A 23,019-nucleotide genomic window follows, 5' to 3' on the forward strand; every position below is an offset into this window, starting at 1 on the left:
TGCAAAATTTTTAATAATAAAGTTTTTTTTCGTTCTCAAAATCACTAACTTGTTTATGCTTAAGAACATGATACAATAATTTTCTTGTTCACACGCTAGTATTCTATATTTCCCAAAGCAAATTAAAATTACCCCAAAAATAATTTTACTAAAAACACTTATTTATTGTAATTAAAAAAGTAAAACTATGCGAGTATCAGTTGTCCGAAAAAACATAAAATTTACCCCAGATTCGAGAAGAGTTGTTGCACGATATTTTATGAACGGCGATGAGCGAACCCAGCAGATGGTAATACGGATAATGACACTTGATGAAAAACAGGTTTATGAAACGCTCGAGCAGACGCTTCGCGAATTTGCGAGAAGACATCGAAATATTTCGGCTATATTTTTTCGTCACTGTGAGAAAATAAAACCGCTTATTGAAGCCATGCAGATCGATTATGAAGGTCTGTCGTTGAATCGAAAAATGCTTATAGGCTCCTATTGTACGATGGAATATGCTATAGAATCTGCCGCCATTTTCAATCCTTCAATTATTGAAGATTTTGATCAGTCTGGCCTCGAACTTGGCGAAAAACGAATTATTATTTCGTTCAGGGCAACGGGAGAAGGTCATATTTCTTCTATTGTTTTTAGAAGAGGAATTCTCGACAAAGACAACAATTTACAGATAATGAAAATTGGCAATCAAATTGATAAAGCCGAAATTGAACATAAAACGTTATTGAACAAAGAGCGATTTCTGACAAAATTGTCTGAAATGCATACCTCAAACAAATACATCGACCAAATTATGCAAGATTTACCAGATGCATTTGAATTTGTTGTTCTGAAAAATATGGTAAATACCGCTTTAAGTGATCCTTCGATTCGTCAGGAAAGAAGAATTGCACTCGAGGAAATAATCTGGCTTGCCAATTCTTTTTATGACGTTCAGTTCAGTCATGATTCTGATATTACAGAACGTGTCATTTTTCCAATTTCTGATTCTGAAAGCCGAGGTATAGAAGATGCACGTTTTGTACGTTTCACAGATGATGATGGTTCTTCTCGTGTTATGGCAACCTATACCGCATACAACGGACATGCAATTTTGCCAAAACTGATTTTGACCGAAGACTTTTATAGTTTTAGAGTATTGCCTTTGCACGGCGACGGAGCCCAAAATAAAAATCTGGCACTATTTCCTAAAAAAATAAAAGGCAAATATGCTATGCTTGCCAGAATTGATGGCGTCAACAATTACCTCATGTACTCTGAAAGAGCGACTCAATGGAATAATCCAATTTTATTACAGGAACCGAAATACACTTGGGAATTTACACAAATTGGAAACTGCGGATCACCGCTCTGGACAGAAGAAGGCTGGCTCGTAATTACGCATGGCGTTGGAGCAATGAGACGTTATTGTATCGGGGCTTCGCTTTTTGATTTAGATGATCCTTCAAAAGAAATTGGAAGACTCCGCGAACCGTTGCTTGCGCCATTAGAAGATGAACGAGAAGGTTATGTGCCAAACGTTGTTTATTCCTGCGGTGCTATTATTCATAACAACAGTCTTATTTTACCCTATGCCGTTTCTGATTATTCTTCTACTTATGCTGTAGTTGATTTAACGGAGCTGCTAGCAGCTCTCAAATATGGTCAATAAATAGCTATTATTAGGTTTCCAAAACTTTAATCAAATCAAAAATCCACGTTAAAATCTCAATGTCATAACAATTTTTCCGTGTAAAAAAATACTTTTGTCAAAAACCACATTTCTATTTTTAAAAGAAACGAAAAAGACATTTGTATGGAAAACGAAAAATTTATTTTTTGCCTCGAAGGAGTTCCTGATGTTGATGAGGTTACAATGACTGATGTGGTTAAAAATCTGGAAGAAATTGCTATCGACCAAGGTATTTCCAGCATTCATAAAACCTGTGATACTATTGAAGGTTTAGAAGAAAGTTTAAATACTCTTTTATATGACGATCATAATTTTAAGGATTATGAAATCATTTATTTGGTTATGCCCGGACAGGAAAATAACATTTGCCTTCATGATTACTATTACAGCATTGAAGAAATAGCCGAGCTTTTTGAAGGCAAAATGAAAGGAAAAATTATTCATTTTGCCAATAAAAAACGACTCGACCTCAACGACGACGAAGCACAATATTTCCTAGATATTACTGGCGCCCGTGCTATTTCAGGGTATGGATCTTCTTATAATAAAATAGCAAGTTACAGTACAATTGATAAAGCTTTTTTCAGTCTGTATCAGGAAAATGATGATCTTACTGAAGTGGTTGAAGAATTGTACCAAAAACATTATGCACTTTGCAAATTGCTTGATTTTAGATTGTATTATTAAAAATGAAATCAAGGTCAATTGAGAAAATAAAAACGTATACTCCAAAAGGATTTCGAGAGAAGTTTTTAGGAGAAGACAATCCTATTCATTTACTTTTCAAATCGAATTCGGATCATTTTTTCTGTCTTGAAATAGAGGAAATGATGCATATGCAACATCCAGTACCCCCTTCTAAACATTCTTGCCATACCTTGATTTTTATTTCATCAGGTCAGCATGTTATGAAATTAGGATATCAGGAATACACAACCATCAATAATGAAATAATTGTGGTGCCTGCAGGCCAAATTTTCTCGCTTGATAATGTTAATAATATACATAGCGGCTATATTTGTCAATTTCATCCCGATATTCTAATTGGAAAATTCGGAAGTCGGGAAATGCTTAATGATTTTGATTTTTTAAAAATTTCAGGAAATCCAAAAACAAAATTATCTATTGATGATGTGCCTTTAATTACAACCATTTTTGACAGGCTACAAAAAGAATACAAGGATACCAATCTTGCAGACTTAAATATTGTTCAAACTTATTTGATTGCCCTGTTTTATGAGATGAATAAAAACTCAGTTAAATCTTCTAAACCTATTTCGGCTGCAGAAATCATCACAAATAAATTTAAGGAATTAATTCATCTTCATATAAAAACCCAGCATCAGGTCAATCATTATGCTTCATTACTTAACGTTACGCCCAATCATTTAAATAAATGTGTAAAAACTGTAACGGGAAAATCTGCAGTAAAATGGATTGATGAGAACATATTATTGGAAGCCAAATATTTACTCTTTCAAACTACACTTTCTATTAACGAAATTGCAGCACAGGTTGGCCATGAAGATCAGTCATATTTTAGCCGGTTTTTCAAAAAGCAAGAAGGCATTTCTCCAATTCAATATCGAAAAATGATTGATAAATCCTAATTATTGATTATACAATCCTAGCAATTACTAAGACATTTTTCAGAAATTTGCCCGTTCAAAAAATGCAAATTATGATTTATGTATTTAAAACTTCCGTTGACAGTCCGTCAAAATTAGAATCGGCTTCGGCCTTGCTTCACAAATTATTGCCAGAAACTTTATGGAATTTTGACCTTGAAGACTGCGATAATATTTTACGAATTGACAGTGAACACGAAATAGTCGATTTAATTTTAAACAATGGCATTTTCGATTGTATTGAATTAGAATAATTTGACAACTTCAATAAATTTCATTTTTTATAAAACCAAAAAGGGACGCAGTTTAGAGTGCTGCATCCCTTTTCAAACTAACTATAAAAATATTTATTTAAGCCAACGCGGGTCTCCAATTTTATTATCAATCAACGTTTGATTCTGTACTTTAAAATTCCCTGTTGCCGCACTTACAAACTGTGGGTCTAATGCAGTTGCAGTTGCTGATAAGTCAGGTCTGTTATTAGCAAGCGCTCCAGCAGTACTATTTAAATTTGGACAATTAAAATAATTATTACTTACAAATGTTGGATTTGGTGTTGCAGTCTCTCTTGTATATGGTGCTGCCGTATTCGAAAACAATGTATTGCGTACCGTAATTGAACTAGTAGTAACAAAACGAGTATACAAAATTCCGTTAGTGTTCGCAGCAATCATATTTGGATTATTGATTGTACAAGCATCAATTACAATAGTAGAAGTTAATCCTGTAAGACCGGCATCTGCACGAATAAAATATCTAGCTGTTGCAACATTATTAAATGTACTGTTTTTAAGAGTAAGTTTCGCTAACTGTGAACCTCTAAAATCTATAAACTCTCCATTAGCTGTTAATATATTTGTAACAATTGAATTATCTACTGTTATCGAAGATACTTTTGCAGCATTTAAATTGGCACTAATTAATGATATTCCGTAGTCATGAATATTGCAACCGCTTATTAAAAGATCGCCATAAGAAACACTATTGTCATTGTATTTTATTACAGAAACAGCTGCGGCACCAGCGCCTTTATCACCTTTTAAATCTAAATCTATCAAACTAAGATTAGCCGATCCCGTAACCATTACAAAATTTACATGCAGTTTCGGTTTGTTATCTACACGCAATCCTCGTAATGTGATTTCTTTATTTATGTTAATTGTTCCAACTTGATTATCTGCTATATAATCACCCGGCATTAATACCAAAACAGATCCAGCAGGTGCATCGATAATTTTTTGCAATAAATTATCATCTGCTTTAACCAAAATTCCTGTTCCAATATCGATACCAGTTGTGAAAGTTGCTGTACCACGTTTCTTAGTTCCGTTTAACAAAGTAGCTGTATAAGCTGTTTCACTTGTAAGACCTGTCACGACAGCTACTCCTGCAGTTTTTTCAGCCGCAGTAATTGTGTGAGTAACGCTGCCTGGTTGCAATGTAATTTGTGTAGCGTTTGTGTTTGCAGGCCATCTTAAAGTTACTTGCTTAGCTTCAATATCTGCTGGCAGAACCGCATATAGCAATTGCTCAGACAAAGTTGTGGCAGTAGTAACCGACCATTTAGAATCTTCTAAACCTGTTGAACTTACTGCTTTTACTCTAATTGAATAAACCGTTTCTCCTTCAAGTTGCACTTTTACAGGCAATTCATCTGGAGCAACATTTACTGTTTTATAAATGGTTTTAAATTCAATATCATCTGCACTAAATTGCACTACATAATGATCTGCATCTGGTTTTACAGTCCAATTCAATTCAACTGACGTCTCATTTCTAACTGTCGCTTTCAGCTCAATTGGAGAAAACGCTCTGTTTACATCCAATGTATCAATTACTTCTTCTTGAAAAGTGTCACAAGAAGAAAAAGTCAACATCAGAGTTAATGCAGTAAATACTCCTTTTATTATATATTTTGTTTTCATAATTATACTTTATTAATTTTCAGAAACTTATTAATACCCGTAATCATTAGTCAATTTTCCGTTGCTTCCTTCTAGGAATACTTGCCATATTGGCCAGAATTGTCTATTGTCAGGATTAACTCCTGGTTTGTACAAAGTATTGATCTTAGTATCTGCTGCCGCACCGGTCCATGTCCATGCAATGCTGCTGTACCCAGCGCCCGGATTTGTAGTTTCTCCTTTGTTCAGACCATAAATATCAAGGCTCACATTATCTGCTTTAAACTTATAGTATAATGTTGTTGGAACAGTTGCATAATTTCCTGTATGATCTGCTAAACTTTTCATATTCACTTTAGCCTCGTCTAATTTTGCTTTAAGCAAATTCCAACGAATAAGATTCTGTTTACGCTCCATTTCACCTGTAAATTCATATTTGTTTTCATCAACAAGTGCTTTAAACATTGCGTCTTTAGTTGTCTTACTATTTACATAATCTTCAACTTTTGTTGCTTGATCGGCTGTTGCAAATGCTCTTCTTCTAACTTCTTTTAAATATGGTGCTGCTGCTGCAGGGCCTTCTAATTCATTTGCAGCTTCGGCCGCAATTAAAAGAACTTCAGCATAACGCATATAAATTTTATTCACACCATCATCGTTTGTTGAAGTAACAAAACGTGTCATCCACTCATAACGGTATTTCCCGAAATACCATGTGTTTAATGTTCCTAATTCTTGTTTTGCGATATTATTTACAGCTGTTCCGTATTTGTAAGGAACACAAGTTACATCTCTTCGTGTATCTTTCACGTCATAATCGTAGAATACAGTTGGAAGCGGTCCCGCAGTTCCTCCGCGGTTTGCTCCATTGGCATGGAATTGATCATTTGTAGTATGGCGAACAGCAAAAGTAAACAACATACGGCCTCTACCATCTGAGAAAGGAAGTTCCCATAACGATTCTCCTCCTGCAACAATATATTCCTGATTGTATTTTTTCCAAAATGTTTCAAATGAAGATTCTAAATGCGCAGATCCACTTGCAATAACCGAACGGCACTCACTTAAAGCCAATGCATACATATTAGCAACTGACAAAGCAGGATCATTACTTCTTCTAATACCGTCAGGATATTGCTGATAACCACTGGCAACCATCGCTAAACGAGCACGTAATCCTTTTACGAAAGCTTTATTAATTCTTTCTACACTGCTTGTTGCAGGCGTTTCTCCTGGCCAAGGAACCAATGTTGCTGCTTCACCTAAATCAGCTATAAGCTGTTTATAAATTTCATCTCTGCTTGTTTTTCCAACGTAAATAGTTGCATTGTTTAATGGCTCAAATCTTCCTGGCACATCTCCCCAAGCTTTTACCAAATCAGCATAATAAATTGCTCTTAAAGTCAGCGCCTCTCCTAATAAATATCCTAATTGAGATCCCGGAGTTGGATTACCATATGCACGCAAACCACGAATACAAATGTTAGCACGCTCAATACCTGAATACATCATTGCCCAAGCATTATTAGTAGTGTTCATCTGTGAGTTATTCGGTTTTGCATCATAAGTACATAAATCTGAAGCATCACTGACAGTTTGCGAAGAATTATACCATTCTGTATCTGTGTTCAATCCGTAAAAAGGAAGAAAACGTCCTCTGTATGAATTGGTTTCTGCAAACGGAATCTTAATACCGTCAATTGCAGCTTCGGCTAATCCTGGACTAGAAAAAATAACCGATTCATCTAATGTCGATTTTGCCGGAGCATCTAAATAATCGTCTGAGCAAGAAGCAAAAAGGCTTGCAACAAACATTCCTGCTATTAATATTTTATGTTTCATCTTGTGAAAATTTTACTGAATTAAAAATTAAGGTTTAGACCAAAAATCAACTGTTTGCTTCGCGGATAAGCTGAATAATCAACTCCCGGTGTGTAAGGCGTATTTCTTCTAGTTGAAGATTCAGGATCTGGACCTGAATAATTAGTCCAAACAAAAACATTACTAGCTGTAAAATAAAATCTTAGTTTAGAAACTCCTAAAGCAGAAATTAACTTGCCTGGCGCAGTATAACCTAAGCTTAAAGTATTAAGTCTCAAGAAAGAACCATCTTCAACAGCCCAGTCGCTAAAAACATAACGAGGCATGTATGGCGACCACATTGTAGTATTAGCATTTAAAGTAGTCAATGCAGCAGGATCTGTTACTAATTGTCCAGTCGAAGGATCAAGATTTGTCCATCTTTGTCCGTCTGCCATCTCAGCATTTAAATTTCTATATTGTCCATTTGGAATTGAAGTTGAAAATTCAACTTTGTTTGCATTATAAACATCGTTTCCAATACTCCAGTTAAAAGCAGCAGAAAGATCAAATCCGTAAGCATTTGCATTCAAAACCATACCACCAGTGCTTTTTGGATTTGCATTTCCAATAACAGTTAAATCATTTGCATTTACTTTTCCATCACCATCAATATCTTTTAATTTCATAGCACCTGGCTGCATTTTACCCACTACTGTACTACCATCTGGCACTCCACCTTTTAAAGTATAAGCTCCGGCTGCATAATCAAAGTTAGCAACTTCATAACGGCCATCACTCTTGTATCCATACATGATACCTAATGGCTGACCAACGTTTACTAAGTAATCTCCAGTAATTGACGAAGAAGCCCATCCTGATGATGCAGTAAAGTTACTCATTACTCCAAGTGAGTTGATTTTGTTCGTATTGAATGCAGCGTTGAAAGATAAACTTACTCCGTACTTTTCTCTTTCAATAAGATTAAGGTTCAAAGTTGCTTCAACTCCGCTGTTTTGAATTTCCCCCATGTTTCTGTATTGATTATCATAACCTCCAGAAATTGGGAAAAGCATTAATAAATCTTTTGTCTTATTTTTATATACTTCCACAGATCCTGTCACTTTATTTTTGAACAAGTCAAAATCTAAACCGATATTCTGAGTGACAGTTGTTTCCCATTTTAAATCTGGATTAGCCATTGTTTTAGAAGCTGCCCAGAAATTATCAACACCATTGATCCAAGTAGATGTAGAAGATATAAAACTTTGAACCATTTGTCCAGTTGGAATATTATTGTTCCCTGCCTCACCATAACTCACTCTTAATTTAAGTAAATTGATCCATGAAGCATCTTTCAAAAATTCTTCTCCTGATATTTTCCAAGCTGCCGCTGCCGCCGGGAAAAATCCCCATTTATTATCGCCTAAGAATTTACTTGATCCATCGGCACGATAAGTCGCTGTAAGAAGATATTTGTCTTTATAATCATAATTAGCACGTCCAAAGAAAGAAAGAAGTTTGTCATCTGGGTAATAAAAATTATCAACTGAAATTGGTGTACCTTGAGTCGTTAATTTTTTCGCTTCATCTAATTCAAAAGATAATGGATATCCTTGAATTGTACTTGTAAGGTCATTTCTTTTATATTCTATAGATTCTTCTCCTAGAAGGAATTTCAAATTATGATTTTCTCCTACTAATTTTTTCAAATCATAATTAAGTGTATTCGCATTTCTAAAACGAGTATCCTTTCTGTCTATCATTATCATCGCAGGCATATTTTGTCTTTCTGCCGCAGGGTTGTTTTTTACATAATATGTTGTACGCCCGTAGAAACGATAATCTTGAAAGTTATAATTATCTAAACCTAATTCTGTTTTAAAAACTAAATCCTGAGTCAGTTTCCAAGAAAAGCTTCCTAAAGTGTTAAAGTTTTTTCTAAACTGCTGACGGTTATTATCAGTAATAGCTACAAAAGGGTGAGTTAAATTATTTGCCACAGCTTCATCTGTATCATCTGTAGTTAAACCCGGAACCGGGATTGGAGCATATCCTACGATATTTTTTAAACGAGAATCTGCTGATGAAACTTCATTTTGCTCATTCATACCAGCACCATTAATTTCAGTATCTGAATAACGCACTGTAAAAGATAAATCCACTTTATCAGAAGCTTTGCTGTTTAAAGCAAGAGATAAATTGTTTCTATTAAAATCTGATCCCAACATAATTGCTTTTTCATCATAATGAGCATAGTTGAAATTATAGTTTATTTTATCAGAACCTCCTCGGATAGACAAGTCACGGCTTTGAACTTCGCCTGTACGTCCAAAAACCTGTTTTTGCCAGTCATTTCCTTTCATGCCTTTGTATTGATCATAATCTTGCCAGTTGCCAAAATATTTTGTGTAAGAACTTGGATTACTCAAAATAGTTTTGTCTGTTTGGTCTAACAACGCATATTCATATTGCCATTTCACATAATCCTCAGGAGATGTAACATCGATAGTATTAGCCATCTGTTTCGTTCCGTAAAACATATTAAAATTTACTGCTATTTTACCATCTTTACCTTTTTTCGTCGTAACAATAATAACTCCATAAGCTCCTCTTGAACCATAAATTGCAGTTGATGACGCATCTTTCAATACTGTCATTGTTTCAATATCAGAAGAAGAAATATCATTAAGACTGTTTACCGGAAATCCATCAACTATATATAATGGAGATGCATCCTGGCTTAAAGACCCATTTCCACGAATTCTAACTTGAACATTTGAGTCTGGCGAACCTTCAGAAGAGGTTACCGATACTCCGGCAATACGTCCTGTTAAAGCTTCTGCAACGTTAGGAACTGGAATCTTGCGTACTTCATTTCCAGAGAATGTAGCAACTGCTCCAGTTAAATCAGATTTCTTAGATGTTCCATATCCAATTACAACAACCTCATTCAAGTTATTAGAATCTTCTGTTAAAACTACATCTACTTTAGTCTTTCCGGCAGCAGAAATTTCTTTAGTTCCAAATCCGATAAAAGAAAAAGTTAAAACAGCTTTAGGGTTCGTTAATTTGATTTTATAACGCCCGTCAAAATCAGAAGAAACACCATTTTTTGTTCCTTTTTCAAGTACATTAACTCCCGGCAAAGTAAGTCCGGCAGCATCCTTAACGGTTCCCTCTATAGTTGTAGTCTGTGCATTTACCTGACTACTCATAAGCAAGCACAATAAGAAAACAAGAGCAGAGCAATAATTTGCTCCTTTGTTTAAAAATTCTTTAAAGTTCATGGTTTATTGTTTAAGTTATTAATTGGTTAATGGTAATTTATGTGGTTTTGAAATTTTAATTTTTTATAATTATGTGGTTTTGACTTTTAAGAGACTTAAGCAACTACAAGGTTTTTCAATCGATTTCGTTTTAAAAAAACAATTTGGAATAAATAGAAATCAAATCATGTAATCGATTACACAAACATAGATATTTTTTTTATATAAAAAATTAATTTTCATAAAAATTTGCTAAAAAAAATTACATATCAAAAATAAAAGCACTTTTTTATACCACATATGTAATTTATATTATGAATAAATAGTAATTATATTATTGTGATATATTAAATTCTTTCGTTTTTATCAAAAAAACAATCGATTACATGAAAAAAATATTGTTTGCGTAAGACCGAAAAAAATTTGGCCTCATAAACATTACAAAACCTCAGACACCAATAAAAAACCAGCCAATTCCTACAACTGTAGCAATACAACACTTTAATAAATCGTAAAATAAACCATAAAAAAAGTCCTTAAACAATTAAGCTTAAGGACTTTTGAAAAGTATGTTAGTTAATTTTAAGCTCTTTGAAGCTGCAAATTTGCTTTGTGTTTTTGCATTAAAGTAAATGTTATGATCATTCCTGTTATAGCCATAACCACGCCTATAAGATTTGGAGAAGCAAAGTTATAACCTGCTGCCAACGGAAGTCCACCCAAAAATGCTCCTAAAGCATTTCCAATATTAAAACTTCCCTGAAGCGCTGCCGATGCAATCATCTCTGCATCTTTGGCCGTTTTGATCATAAGCATTTGTATAGGTGCAATTACTGAAAAAGAAATCGCTCCAGTTAAAAATGTCAGGAATAATGATACATACTGGTTAAAAGAGAAAAAGTAAACCATTAGTAAATCAAGTACCATTATAAATAGTAAAGCCAAAACGGTTGGTGCCGGTAAATATTTATCGGCTAATTTACCACCTGCAAAATTCCCTACAACCATTCCAAGGCCAGCCAATATCAATATATAAGAGACATCTTCAGGTGAAAATTTAGAAATGTTTATTAATAAAGGTGCAATGTAACTGATCCATGCAAACAATCCTCCAAAACCAATAGCCGTGATTCCGATAATTAACCAAGCTTCTGTTTTCTTAAAAAACTGTAATTGTGTTCTCATATTAACATTACCGGTTTTTTCCAGATTTGGCATCCATAAAGAAATAAACAGAAGCGTCAATAAACCAACAAAGGCAATTAATATAAAGGTATAGCGCCAAATAAAATGGTGTCCTATATAAGTACCAATTGGCACACCAATTAAATTTGCCAAAGTAAGTCCGGCAAACATAATTGAAATAGCTTGAGCTTCTTTTCCTTTATCGGCCAAACGGCTTGCTACTACTGCTCCAACTCCAAAAAAGGCCCCATGTGGTAATCCCGAAAGAAATCTAGAAGCAAATAAAAAATTATAATTTGGCGCAATTATCGAAAGTGCATTAAAAACTGTTAGCATCAGCGCTAGTATTATAAGCATTTTTTTTGGCGGAAAATTGCGTCCTAAGATTACTAATAAAGGTGCGCCAATAACAACACCCAACGCATATGATGAAATTAAATATCCGGCAACCGGAATTGAAACTTTCATGTCTGAAGCAATATCAGGCAATAAACCCATCATTACAAATTCAGTTATTCCAATAGTTAAGCCCCCAAGCGAGAGCGCAATAAGACTTTTTTTCATTTGTTCTACACCAGAAAGTATTAGACTTTCTATGATGCAAATTTAACACCGTTAAGTGTAAAATAAATTGTATATTTATGACATAAAATTGTAAATTTAAGTCATGCCTAAATTAAATCAGTTTGAAACTTTAGTGATTCATGAATTTGAAGATGAGAAATTTCATCTTCCACCGCATACTCATACCTATTACGAAATTATCTATATTAAAAAAGGAAGCGGTATTCATCATTTGAATAAAAATCTTCTTCCTTATAAAGCCGGCGATTTGTTTGTGATTTCTCCTGAAGACGAACATTATTTCGACATCAGGAAAAAGACGCATTTTGTTTACATTAAATTCACCGACAATTATTTCAATTCGAAACAAAATCTAACTTGCGACGAATTCCTCGTAAATACGCCCGAAAGTTTCATGCGAGATAAAATTCTGAAAGAAACTGTCCTGAAATTTGACGAGCCCTGCAAAACTATCTTAGAAAATACGGTAGCCAATATTATAGCTTACGATCAATATGTTGATGTCACTTCTTCGCCAATTGTATTTTACCAGATTCTCTCCATTTTTGGACTAATTAAAGAAACAATACGTGGAATGAATCTTCAGTTGAAATCGACTCATATTGACAATGAACAAATTGCAAATTACATTCATCAGAATATTTATCAGCCAAAACTGGTTCAGATTAAAGTAATTGCAGAGCATTTCAATATTGCGCCAACGTACTTCAGTGCCTATTTTAAACGGACTTTCTCCATAAGCTATCGTGATTACATCAATAATCTCAGAACTACTTTGATTGAAAAACGAATTCACAACAATCAGTTGCCTATCAAACAAATTGCGTATGAATTTGGTTTTACCGATGAAAGTCATTTGTCCAATTATTTCAAGAAAAGAAAAAACATGAAGCCAACAGATTTCAAAAAGCTTTAGTTATTGAAATCATAAAACACATTTGAGCTAAAGATTTTTATCTAAATTTGTATCACCAATACATTTCTTTTGACAAAAAAAACACACATATTATTTCTCGTTTTAACTTTTGGCTTCCTTATGCTGTCAAATATGAGTTATGCTTGTGGAAAATCGCCAGAGAAAAATTCATGCGAAAAGAAAATGAATCCAGTTAAAGATTCTTGTCAAAAAGAGTGTTGCAAAGAAGCTCCTAATTCAAAAAAAGACGAAAACGGATGCAGCAGAAAATGCAATCATTCCGGATGCACTACTTCAGGCTTACAGTTTAGTTTAATAACTGAAAATCAATTCGGCATTAACAACGAATTATTTCATTTTTCTTTTAAAAAACCAATCATGTACTACAAAAACAGTAGTATTTCGGACGGTTTTACTTCAATTTGGGCACCGCCAAAAATAAAATAATTGTATTTGTAACAGCCATAATTGGCTCTAAACCAAACACAATTTACATTAATCATTTCAAAAATAAAAACTAATTTAAGGAAGTCGAATTCCTTCTAAATCTATATAAAATGAAAAAGTCAATATCAATTATAACAGCAATAATCGCATTAGTTTTCACTTCAAATACTATTCAGGCGAATACAATAAAATTAGAATCAGGAACAACAGAAATTATTGATGCAAGTCAGTTACAATCTGTTTATGATGCTTATTTCAATGTAAAAGATGCGCTTATTAAAAGTGACAGCAAATTAACTTCAGCAAAAGCCACAGCTTTATTGACAGCAATTACAGCTGTAAAAATGGACAAACTGAAAAGCAACGAACATACAGTTTGGATGAAAGTGGTAAAGAAATTAACTGCTGACGCGAAAAACATTTCTACAACAACAGATCTTAAAAAACAACGTGAATCTTTTAAATCATTATCTAAAAGCACTTATGATTTAATAAAAGTTTCAAGTCCAGACCAGCCAATCTACAAACAATATTGCCCAATGGCTGATGCAGACTGGTTAAGCAAGGAAAAAGCAGTTAAGAATCCGTATTACGGTTCTTCTATGCTAACTTGCGGAAACGTGGTAGAAACGATCAAATAAATATGAAGCTTTACATCAAAAACATGGTGTGTGCCCGATGTAAAATGGTTGTGGAGTCTGAGTTTGAAAAACTCGGACTCCAAACTATTTCTGTTGAATTGGGCGAAGTGGAACTTAAAGAAGAAATTAGCGATAAGCAAAAGGAAGTTTTATTAGAAAATCTCCAAACTTTAGGTTTTGATTTAATCGATGATAAAAAAACGAAAACAGTCGAAAGAATAAAGAACTTAATTGTCGATTTGGTTCATCATAAAAACAATGATTTAAAAATCAACCTGTCTGATTATCTGGCAGAAAACCTAAATCAGGATTATAATTCGTTGAGCAATTTATTTTCTGAAATTGAAAATACTACTATCGAAAAGTATTTCATTAGTCAAAAAATAGAAAAAGTAAAGGAGTTATTGATTTACAATGAGCTTTCGTTAAGCGAAATTGCTGATATTTTAAATTACAGCAATGTGGCGCATCTAAGCAATCAATTCAAGAAAATTACTGGCTTTACTCCTACTTCGTTCAAACAATTGAAAGATAAAAAACGTATTCAGATCGAGAATTTGTAATTTTTTTAACCGCAAAGAACGCAAAGGTTTACGCAAGGTTCGCAAAGCTATTTTAAGACAAAGCTTTGCGAACTTTGCGTTTTTAAATAACCCAGCATATCAAAAATCCTTGCGCCCTTTGCGGTTAAAAAAACAATTTGTAAATCTTACAAATCATTTCCAAAATTCTACAAACCGAACTCACCAATAGTTCTGAAATTTGCATTGTAATACTTAAAAATCCATACAATGACTCATCAATATATAATTTCAGGAATGTCTTGCAACGGATGCCGAACCAAAGTAGAAAAAACCTTAAATGAAGTTGAAGGCGTTCAGGCCGAAGTAACCTTGAATCCGCCAACGGCTACAATAACAATGGACAAACATGTTCCAACAGAAAAATTTCAGGAAGTTTTAGCTGCTGCCGGAAATTATACTATCGAAATGGATTCTCCTAGAAACCATTCTGAAACAGTTGAAAAATCTTGTTGCTCAGGTCATAAAAAAGAACATCACGATCATCATAAATCAGAAATCAAAAAAGTGCATCAGCATAGTGCAAATGGCGTTTATTATTGTCCAATGCATTGTGAAGGTGACAAAACATATAATAAACCCGGAGATTGTCCGGTCTGCGGAATGGACTTAGTGCCACAAGTTGCCATGACTGCAACACAATTTACTTGTCCAATGCATCCTGAAATCCTTTCAAACGAACCAGGCGATTGTCCAATTTGCGGTATGGATTTGGTTCCAACGCAGGCTTCTGAAAATGAAGAAAACAAAACCTATTCTGATTTATTGAAGAAAATGAAAATAGCGATTTTGTTTACACTTCCTATTTTCATTATTTCAATGTCAGAAATGATTCCGAATAATCCACTTTATAATATAATGTCAATTGAAAAATGGAATTGGGTTCAATTTCTTTTTTCGCTTCCAGTATTATTTTATGCAGGCTGGATGTTTTTCGTTCGCGCTTACAAATCGATTGTAACTTGGAATTTAAACATGTTTACTTTAATTGGAATCGGCACAAGTGTTGCTTTCCTCTTTAGTATTGTCGGAATGTTTTTTCCTGATATTTTCCCAGCTGAATTCAAATCACATCACGGAACTATTCATTTGTATTTTGAAGCTGCGACCGTAATTATCACGTTAGTTTTATTAGGACAATTATTGGAAGCCAAAGCTCACGGACAAACTAATGGAGCGATAAAAGAATTATTAAAATTAGCTCCGACCGAAGCTACTTTAGTAGAAAACGGAAATGATAAAGTTATTTCAATTCACAACATTCAAAAAGGCGATTTACTGCGTGTTAAACCAGGAGAAAAAATTCCGGTTGATGGAAAAATAACAATTGGAGAAAGCAATATCGACGAATCGATGATTACCGGAGAACCAATTCCGGTAGATAAAAAAACTGGCGATGCCGTAATTTCAGGAACCATAAACGGTACAAAATCATTTGTAATGATTGCTGAAAAAGTTGGATCCGAAACGATGCTTTCACAAATTATCCAAATGGTAAATGACGCCAGCAGATCTCGCGCTCCAATTCAGAAATTAGCCGATCGCGTTTCTAAATATTTTGTACCTACAGTTGTTATTATTTCTGTTTTAACCTTTTTTGTTTGGGCGAAATTTGGTCCAGAACCTGCTTACGTTTACGGATTAATTAATGCTATTGCGGTTTTAATTATTGCTTGTCCTTGTGCGCTTGGATTAGCAACTCCAATGTCAGTAATGGTTGGTGTTGGAAAAGGTGCTCAGCATGGAATTTTAATTAAAAATGCCGAAGCATTAGAAAACATGAATAAAATTGATGTTTTAATTACTGACAAAACAGGAACCATTACCGAAGGAAAGCCATCCGTAGAAAAAATATATTCCGTTACTAATGAGGAAGATTTTCTGCTTCAAAACATTGCTTCATTAAATCAGCATAGCGAGCATCCTTTGGCGCAGGCCGTAGTCAATTTCGCGAAAGCAAAAAATACTTCATTAAAGGAAGTTCAAGGTTTTGAAACTATTGCTGGAAAAGGTGTTCTAGGAACTATCGACGGCAAAAAAGTAGCTTTAGGAAATAAAAAATTAATGGATGAAATTAGTGCTTCAGTTACAAACGATCTAGAACAAAAAGTAACTGCCGAACAAAATTTAGGAAAAACCATTTCGTACATCTCAATTGATAATGTTGTTTTAGGTTATGTTGCCATTACTGATGCCGTTAAAGAAAATAGCACAAAAGCCATTAAAGAATTAATCGATCATGGCGTTGAGGTTATCATGATGACGGGCGACAATCACAATACCGCAAAAGCCGTTGCAGAACATTTACATTTAAGTTCTTTCAAGGCAGATTGTCTTCCGCAAGATAAATTAAAAGAAATTGAACGTTTGCAAGCACAAGGAAAAATCGTTGCCATGGCGGGCGATGGAATTAACGACGCTCCAGCTTTGGCTCAATCTAATATCGGAATTGCAATGGGAACAGGAACTGACGTCGCGATTGAAAGTGCTAAAATTACTTTGGTAAAAGGTGATTTAAACGGAATCGTAAAAGCCAAAAACCTCAGCCATGCTGTAATGTCGAATATCAAACAGAATTTATTCTTTGCTTTTATTTATAACACTCTGGGAGTGCCAATTGCAGCGGGAATTTTATATCCATTTTTAGGGATTCTGCTTTCGCCAATGTTGGCTGCCGTTGCTATGAGTTTGAGTTCTGTATCTGTAATCGTAAATGCTTTGCGATTGAGAAATCTTAAATTGTAAATTGAAGCGTAATTATTTTAACACATAAAAACATAGATATTTGTGTCTAAAAAAGAGAAGAGAAGAAACAAGTTTCCATACATAGTAACTATGTGTATTAAAATAAGTGAAACGCCTTTTTTGATCTTCAAATTACTATGTTTCTATGTGTTAAAATTAAACTGTGTTCAATTTTTAACCTAACGACTTAAAATTATAATTTGTCATGAAAATCAAATATATTCTTCTTTTATTTTTAATTACTTTTCAGCTGAAAGCCCAAAAAGTAGTGCGTTACGATCTGTACGTTCGTGATACAATCGTCAATTTTTCGGGTAAAGAAAAACGCGCAATTGCAGTAAATGGACAAATTCCGATGCCGACTCTGACTTTTACCGAAGGCGATATTGCAGAAATTTACGTTCATAACGAACTTAAAAAAGAAACGACTTCGATGCATTGGCACGGATTGTTTCTGCCAAATAAAGAAGATGGTGTTCCTTATCTAACTCAAATGCCGATTGAACCTGGAACAAGTCATAAATATTCTTTCCCGATTATTCAGAATGGAACGTATTGGTATCACAGTCATTCCGGTCTGCAGGAACAAATTGGTTTATACGGACTTTTTATCATCAATAAGAAAAAAGACGATTCAACAATCAGAAAAGGAATTGACGATTTGCCAACAATTCCAGTTATTTTAAGTGAATGGTCAGATCTGAAGCCAGAGAATATTCAGCGAATGCTGCACAATGCCAATGATTGGTTTGCTATTAAAAAAGGAACAACGCAAAGTTATGCCGAAGCTATAAAACAAGGACATTTTTCGACCAAAGTTACTAATGAATGGAAACGAATGAATGCGATGGATGTCAGCGATGTTTATTATGAAAAGTTTCTCATTAATGGAAAAAATGACCAACAGTTTTCAGACCTTAAACCAGGTTCAAAAGTCCGATTGCGAATTGCCAACGGAGGCGCTTCAAGTTATTTCTGGCTGACTTACGGTGGAGGAAAAATCACAGTTGTTGCCAGCGATGGAAATGATGTAGAACCTGTAGAAGTCGATCGTTTGATTATTGCCGTTTCTGAAACTTACGATGTTGTCGTAACGATTCCTGAAGACCATAAATCTTTTGCTTTTTTGGCTACAGCCGAAGACAGAACTGGATCTGCTTCTTTATTTTTAGGAAATGGAGAAAAACAGCCTGTTTATCATCTTTCGAAATTAAAATACTTTGAAGGTATGAAAATGATGAATGATATGATGAAAATGAACGGCGAAATGAACGATATGGGCATGAATATGTCTTTGAACAAAATGGATATGAATGCTGTAATGTATCCAGAAATTTCAGGCGAAGATGAAAATTCAAAACCAAAAATGGATCATTCCAATCATAATATGGGCGACATGAAAATGGAAAGTGACAGCACTGAAACCTCCGAAATTGTGACTTTAAATTACGGAATGCTGAAATCTCCGTTTAAAACAAACCTTCCAAAAGATGTTAAAGAATTGCGTTTTACTTTATCTGGAAATATGAATCGTTATGTTTGGAGTCTGGATAATAAAGTAGTTTCCGAAACCGATAAAATTTTAATTAAAAAAGGAGAAAACGTTCGTATTGTTTTATATAATGGCTCGATGATGCGCCACCCAATGCATTTACATGGACACGATTTTAGAATTCTGAATGAACATGGCGATTATTCGCCACTTAAAAATGTGATTGATATTATGCCAATGGAAACTGATACGATCGAATTTCAGGCAAATACAGACGGCGACTGGTTTTTTCATTGCCATATTTTATATCACATGATGGCGGGAATGGGAAGAATTTTTACTTATGAAAATTCAGCGCCAAATCCATTGATTCATCATCCTGAAATGGCTTTTAAAATGCTAAAAATGGATGATCGTATGTTTCATTTTATGGCAGAAAATGATTTTGCCACGAACGGAAATGATGGTGAAGCGATGTTTAGCAACACACGTTGGAGCATCGGAACGGAATGGAGATTGGGTTATAACGACAAACACGGTTATGAAACGGAAACACACATTGGAAGATATATCGGAAAAAATCAATGGTTGATGCCTTTCATCGGTTTTGACTGGCGCTACCGAAAAATGGGAATGGACGAACAAGAACAAAATCTTTTTGGACAGAAAAATACCAAAGACAATCGTTCAGTTTTCAGCATCGGAGCTGAATATACTTTGCCAATGCTTATAAAAGCACAGGTTGAGGTTTATACCGATGGAAATATTCGTTTGCAATTTGAACGAAAAGACATTCCGCTTTCCAAACGTTTACGAATGAATTTAATGTGGAATACGGATAAAGAATATATGGCAGGATTGAAATATATTGTTGCTCGTAACTTCGGAATTACGACACATTATGACAGCGATATGGGAATTGGATTTGGAGTAAATTTGAATTATTAATCTTATATTAGCATAGAAATTTTATCAAATTAATATGTTTGGCGAACCTCATTTTATTGCACTATTACAATACAAAAGTACCGAAGAAGGAGGCCGAAAAACTGCAGCAAGCTCTGGATACAGACCACACATAAAGTTTTCATTTGACGAATATATGACTTCTGGAATGCAACTTTTCATTGATACAGAATTTGTACTTCCAGGAGAATCCGTTTCTGCAGAAATAAGCATTTTATCTGTCGAATATTTTGAAGGCAAACTATATGAAGGTTTAGAGTTTGATTTTCGAGAAGGCACACATATTGTTGGAACAGGGAAAATAAGTAAAATTTTAGACTCAAAACTAGACCGCAATTTTCAAAAATGAAAAAAATATTTTTCTTGTGTATAATACTTTCGCAAATAAATGCCTTTGCTCAATTTGCAGTAATAAAAGATAAAGATGGATCTGTAAACATTAGAACTGAAGCTTCAAAAGAAAATAACATTTCAGATAAATTAGACAACGGTTTTGTAGTGTATTGTTTCGAACCAAAAAATAACTGGATCAATATAGATTATTCCAAAAACAATAAAGACAGAAATGGATATTTATACAAAGATCGGGTTCAATATTTATCTGAATTTACAGTTATTCCATTAGTTAAAGAAACTAAGAATCAGGTTCTTTTTAAGAAAGATGGTCATGATATTAGTATTGAAAGCAAAAATTTTGAATCAAATTCAGCAAAATTAACCTTTCTTGAGAAGGATAAATCTATACTTAAAAAGATTAATGGAAAAGATTTTTGGGGAACTGACGGAGGAATTCCAAAAAAGGTTTATAAAAGCATAACCGTAGTAATTGATAACAAGACGATTAAACTTCCTAAAAATTCTTTTGATGATTTGTTCGAACCTAATCTATATAACACTAAAATTAATTACGACAAAAAGAACGATATTTTATATATCACATCCAGTAATAGCGATGGAGCTGGAGGTTATGAAATTGTTTGGGTTATAGAAAAAGGAAAATATAAAGAGCGAAAAATTGCCTTTGGTTTCTAAATTATCTAACCTCTTTCAGCTTGTTTTTTTTACAAAAACATTAACTAAATTGTAAGAATCAACCTTAATAAATGTTATTATATTTAATTTACCAATTATAATCTCTAACACAAAAACATTTAAATAAAATGACAAAAATAATTACCGTAGTAACAGTTGCTTTATTTTCAATTGGCGTAACAGCACAAGAAACAAAGCCTACAACAAAAGATAAAGCTAAAAAAGAATCTTGCTGCAAGAAGACATCGACGGATAAAAAAGACAAAAAATCTTGCTGCGTTAAAAAATAAATGAAACTTGTTTCAACAAAAAAGACCTCAATATGAGGTCTTTTTTATTATAAAATTACTTTTTTCAGATTACTGACTATTCACATACAAATATCCGGCTTTCTCAACTTTTTTTCCGTTGCTGTCATATTCAAGCGTATAGAAATAAGTTCCGGTTGGAAGCATGTTTCCTTTTGCAACTGTTGCGCGTCCATCAGAGAACCCTCGAAACGGATCGGTAACATTGTCATAGCCATTTTTCTCGTAGACAATAACGCCATATCTATTGTAGATTTTCACTTTATTGTCTGGATAGCAGTCTATTCCTTTAATAAAGAAGCTGTCATTTAATCCGTCGTTATTGACCGATATGGCATTGTAAACTTCCTCTATGCATGCTACATTTACTGTCTGGGTAAAGGAAGTTTGGTTTCCACACTGGTCAGATGCCGTCCAGGTTCTGATCAGCGAATATCGGCTTGCGCAGTCCCCATCAATTTTCTGCTCGTTAAATGCGACTGTGGCTATACCGCAGTTATCTGTCGCGGTTAAAGTCTGCGCTGGAGGAATGGTATCGCAGTCTGCTACTATAACCTTCTCGGGTAATGCTTCTGCAAAAACAGGAGCCGTTACATCATGAATTTGAATAATCTGCGTGCAGGCAGCCGTATCCAAAACTCTATTTTCCCCTGCATCGCGAACCCCATTATTGTTTGTGTCAGCATATTCTGTTATGGTATAAGTTCTGGCCACACTGGCATTACAGCCCAGATCTGCGCCGTTGGATGCTGTAATTTCAACCACCCCGCAGCGGGTGTCCGCAATGCGTCCGTCACCATTTCCTAATGCTTCAAACTGCGCTTCTGTCAGGCTTCCTGCCGATGGAAGTTCATCATAACATTGCACAGAAGACGGCGGAAAAGTTGGGCAAATCACACTAAGACTGCAGCAGTTTGGTGAAATGCCAGTTATATTTACTGAGTTGCAAGCGCTTGCATCCTGAAGGTTTACATTATAATTGGTTCCCGAACTTATAAGCCCTGATGTCCATGTGTTTCCCGACCAGACTCCAGGTGCTCCAGTTCCTGCTGCCGTAAATGGAGCCTGGCCTGTTAAAGATAAAGTGATATTGTATCCCGGCTGGACTGTTGAGCAGACCACAGTTTCTGTTCCTGCCAAAGCAATCTGGCTTATAATCACATTCTGATTTGCCGTCACGCTATTACCATTACCATCATCAAATGTCCAAGTGACCACTGTTGTTCCGGGATTTACTATTGGAAAGGCTGATGCCGTAATTCCTGCAATTGTTCCTGCACACGCATCTGTTGTTGTCGGTACGGGCGGTATAACATTACACTGCCCAATAATATCAGCCAAAACAGGGATATTGGGAGGAGTGATATCATCCAGAATTACATTTTGATTCGCCGTCACGTTATTGCCGTTGCCGTCATCAAATGTCCAAACAACCACTGTCGTCCCCTGCGCTGTAATTGGGAATACTGTCGTTGTTGTTCCGGTAATGGTTCCTGCACAATTATCGGTTGTGGTCGGTGCCGTCGGAGTTACTGAACATTCGCCCGTTACATCTGCCAGTATTGGCACTATTGGAGCAGTAACATCATCCAAAATCACATTCTGATTTGCGGTTGACGTATTTCCGTTCCCGTCATCAAAAGTCCATGTTACCACCGTCGTGCCCTGCGCAGTGATCGGGAATACTGTCGTCGTTGTTCCGGTAATGGTTCCTGCACAATTATCGGTTGTGGTCGGTGCCGTCGGAGTTACTGAACATTCGCCCGTTACATCCGCCAGTATTGGCACTATTGGAGCGGTAACATCATCCAAAATCACATTCTGATTTGCGGTTGATGTATTTCC

General features: G+C 34.8%; 18 protein-coding genes. 13 read left to right on the top strand and 5 right to left on the bottom strand.

Annotated elements, in window-relative coordinates; translation table 11 throughout:
• Nucleotides 1-187: 187 nt before the first annotated feature.
• The 4 genes from ACWA1B_RS16650 to ACWA1B_RS16665 all read left to right on the top strand — a co-directional run bounded on the left by ACWA1B_RS16650 (nt 188) and on the right by ACWA1B_RS16665 (nt 3,557).
• On the top strand, nt 188-1,654 hold the full coding sequence (locus ACWA1B_RS16650; RefSeq protein WP_456908792.1) for a glycoside hydrolase family 130 protein: 1,467 nt from the start codon (nt 188-190) through the stop codon (nt 1,652-1,654).
• 144 nt (nt 1,655-1,798) lie between these two features.
• Complete coding sequence (locus tag ACWA1B_RS16655; RefSeq protein WP_456908794.1) at nt 1,799-2,362, top strand: DUF6642 family protein; 564 nt, start codon at nt 1,799-1,801, stop codon at nt 2,360-2,362.
• A 2-nt stretch (nt 2,363-2,364) separates the two neighbouring features.
• Nucleotides 2,365-3,285: a helix-turn-helix domain-containing protein gene (locus ACWA1B_RS16660; protein WP_456908796.1), complete on the top strand. Its 921-nt coding sequence runs from the start codon at nt 2,365-2,367 to the stop codon at nt 3,283-3,285.
• Nucleotides 3,286-3,356: 71 nt separating this feature from the next.
• Entirely contained in the window at nt 3,357-3,557 is a 201-nt protein-coding gene (locus ACWA1B_RS16665) for a hypothetical protein (protein WP_035650643.1), read from the top strand.
• Between the two features lie 93 nt (nt 3,558-3,650).
• Here ACWA1B_RS16665 and ACWA1B_RS16670 read toward each other — a convergent pair whose 3' ends face one another.
• The 4 genes from ACWA1B_RS16670 to ACWA1B_RS16685 all read right to left on the bottom strand — a co-directional run bounded on the left by ACWA1B_RS16670 (nt 3,651) and on the right by ACWA1B_RS16685 (nt 12,025).
• Nucleotides 3,651-5,228 carry a DUF5123 domain-containing protein gene (locus ACWA1B_RS16670; protein WP_456908798.1) on the bottom strand — a complete coding sequence of 526 codons (1,578 nt, stop codon included), beginning with the start codon at nt 5,226-5,228 and terminating at the stop codon, nt 3,651-3,653.
• 30 nt (nt 5,229-5,258) lie between these two features.
• Nucleotides 5,259-7,049, bottom strand: coding sequence for a RagB/SusD family nutrient uptake outer membrane protein (locus ACWA1B_RS16675; RefSeq protein ID WP_456908800.1), 1,791 nt, complete (start codon nt 7,047-7,049; stop codon nt 5,259-5,261).
• A 20-nt stretch (nt 7,050-7,069) separates the two neighbouring features.
• Complete coding sequence (locus ACWA1B_RS16680; protein ID WP_456908802.1) at nt 7,070-10,297, bottom strand: SusC/RagA family TonB-linked outer membrane protein; 3,228 nt, start codon at nt 10,295-10,297, stop codon at nt 7,070-7,072.
• 561 nt (nt 10,298-10,858) lie between these two features.
• Nucleotides 10,859-12,025 carry an MFS transporter gene (locus ACWA1B_RS16685; RefSeq protein ID WP_456908804.1) on the bottom strand — a complete coding sequence of 389 codons (1,167 nt, stop codon included), beginning with the start codon at nt 12,023-12,025 and terminating at the stop codon, nt 10,859-10,861.
• A 103-nt stretch (nt 12,026-12,128) separates the two neighbouring features.
• Here ACWA1B_RS16685 and ACWA1B_RS16690 point away from each other — a divergent pair, with 103 nt between their 5' ends.
• The 9 genes from ACWA1B_RS16690 to ACWA1B_RS16730 all read left to right on the top strand — a co-directional run bounded on the left by ACWA1B_RS16690 (nt 12,129) and on the right by ACWA1B_RS16730 (nt 21,156).
• Entirely contained in the window at nt 12,129-12,962 is an 834-nt protein-coding gene (locus tag ACWA1B_RS16690) for an AraC family transcriptional regulator (RefSeq protein WP_456908806.1), read from the top strand.
• 132 nt (nt 12,963-13,094) lie between these two features.
• Entirely contained in the window at nt 13,095-13,409 is a 315-nt protein-coding gene (locus ACWA1B_RS16695) for a hypothetical protein (RefSeq protein WP_456908808.1), read from the top strand.
• 110 nt (nt 13,410-13,519) lie between these two features.
• Complete coding sequence (locus ACWA1B_RS16700) at nt 13,520-14,050, top strand: DUF3347 domain-containing protein (RefSeq protein ID WP_456908809.1); 531 nt, start codon at nt 13,520-13,522, stop codon at nt 14,048-14,050.
• Between the two features lie 2 nt (nt 14,051-14,052).
• Complete coding sequence (locus ACWA1B_RS16705; protein ID WP_456908811.1) at nt 14,053-14,613, top strand: helix-turn-helix domain-containing protein; 561 nt, start codon at nt 14,053-14,055, stop codon at nt 14,611-14,613.
• A 228-nt stretch (nt 14,614-14,841) separates the two neighbouring features.
• On the top strand, nt 14,842-17,376 hold the full coding sequence (locus ACWA1B_RS16710) for a heavy metal translocating P-type ATPase (RefSeq protein ID WP_456908813.1): 2,535 nt from the start codon (nt 14,842-14,844) through the stop codon (nt 17,374-17,376).
• A 205-nt stretch (nt 17,377-17,581) separates the two neighbouring features.
• Nucleotides 17,582-19,816, top strand: coding sequence for a multicopper oxidase family protein (locus ACWA1B_RS16715; RefSeq protein ID WP_456908815.1), 2,235 nt, complete (start codon nt 17,582-17,584; stop codon nt 19,814-19,816).
• 34 nt (nt 19,817-19,850) lie between these two features.
• On the top strand, nt 19,851-20,183 hold the full coding sequence (locus ACWA1B_RS16720) for an EF-Tu C-terminal domain-related protein (RefSeq protein WP_051951549.1): 333 nt from the start codon (nt 19,851-19,853) through the stop codon (nt 20,181-20,183).
• Nucleotides 20,180-20,866, top strand: a complete 687-nt coding sequence (locus ACWA1B_RS16725) for an SH3 domain-containing protein (protein ID WP_456908817.1) — start codon at nt 20,180-20,182, stop codon at nt 20,864-20,866. Before ACWA1B_RS16720 ends, ACWA1B_RS16725 begins: the two co-directional genes overlap by 4 nt.
• Nucleotides 20,867-20,994: 128 nt before the next feature.
• A complete protein-coding gene (locus ACWA1B_RS16730) occupies nt 20,995-21,156 on the top strand; it encodes a hypothetical protein (protein ID WP_456908819.1) in 162 nt (53 codons plus the stop codon).
• A 69-nt stretch (nt 21,157-21,225) separates the two neighbouring features.
• Here ACWA1B_RS16730 and ACWA1B_RS16735 read toward each other — a convergent pair.
• The coding region (locus ACWA1B_RS16735; RefSeq protein WP_456908821.1) for a gliding motility-associated C-terminal domain-containing protein at nt 21,226-23,019 on the bottom strand (1,794 nt) is incomplete at its 5' end.

This window comes from Flavobacterium xizangense, assembly GCF_054075145.1.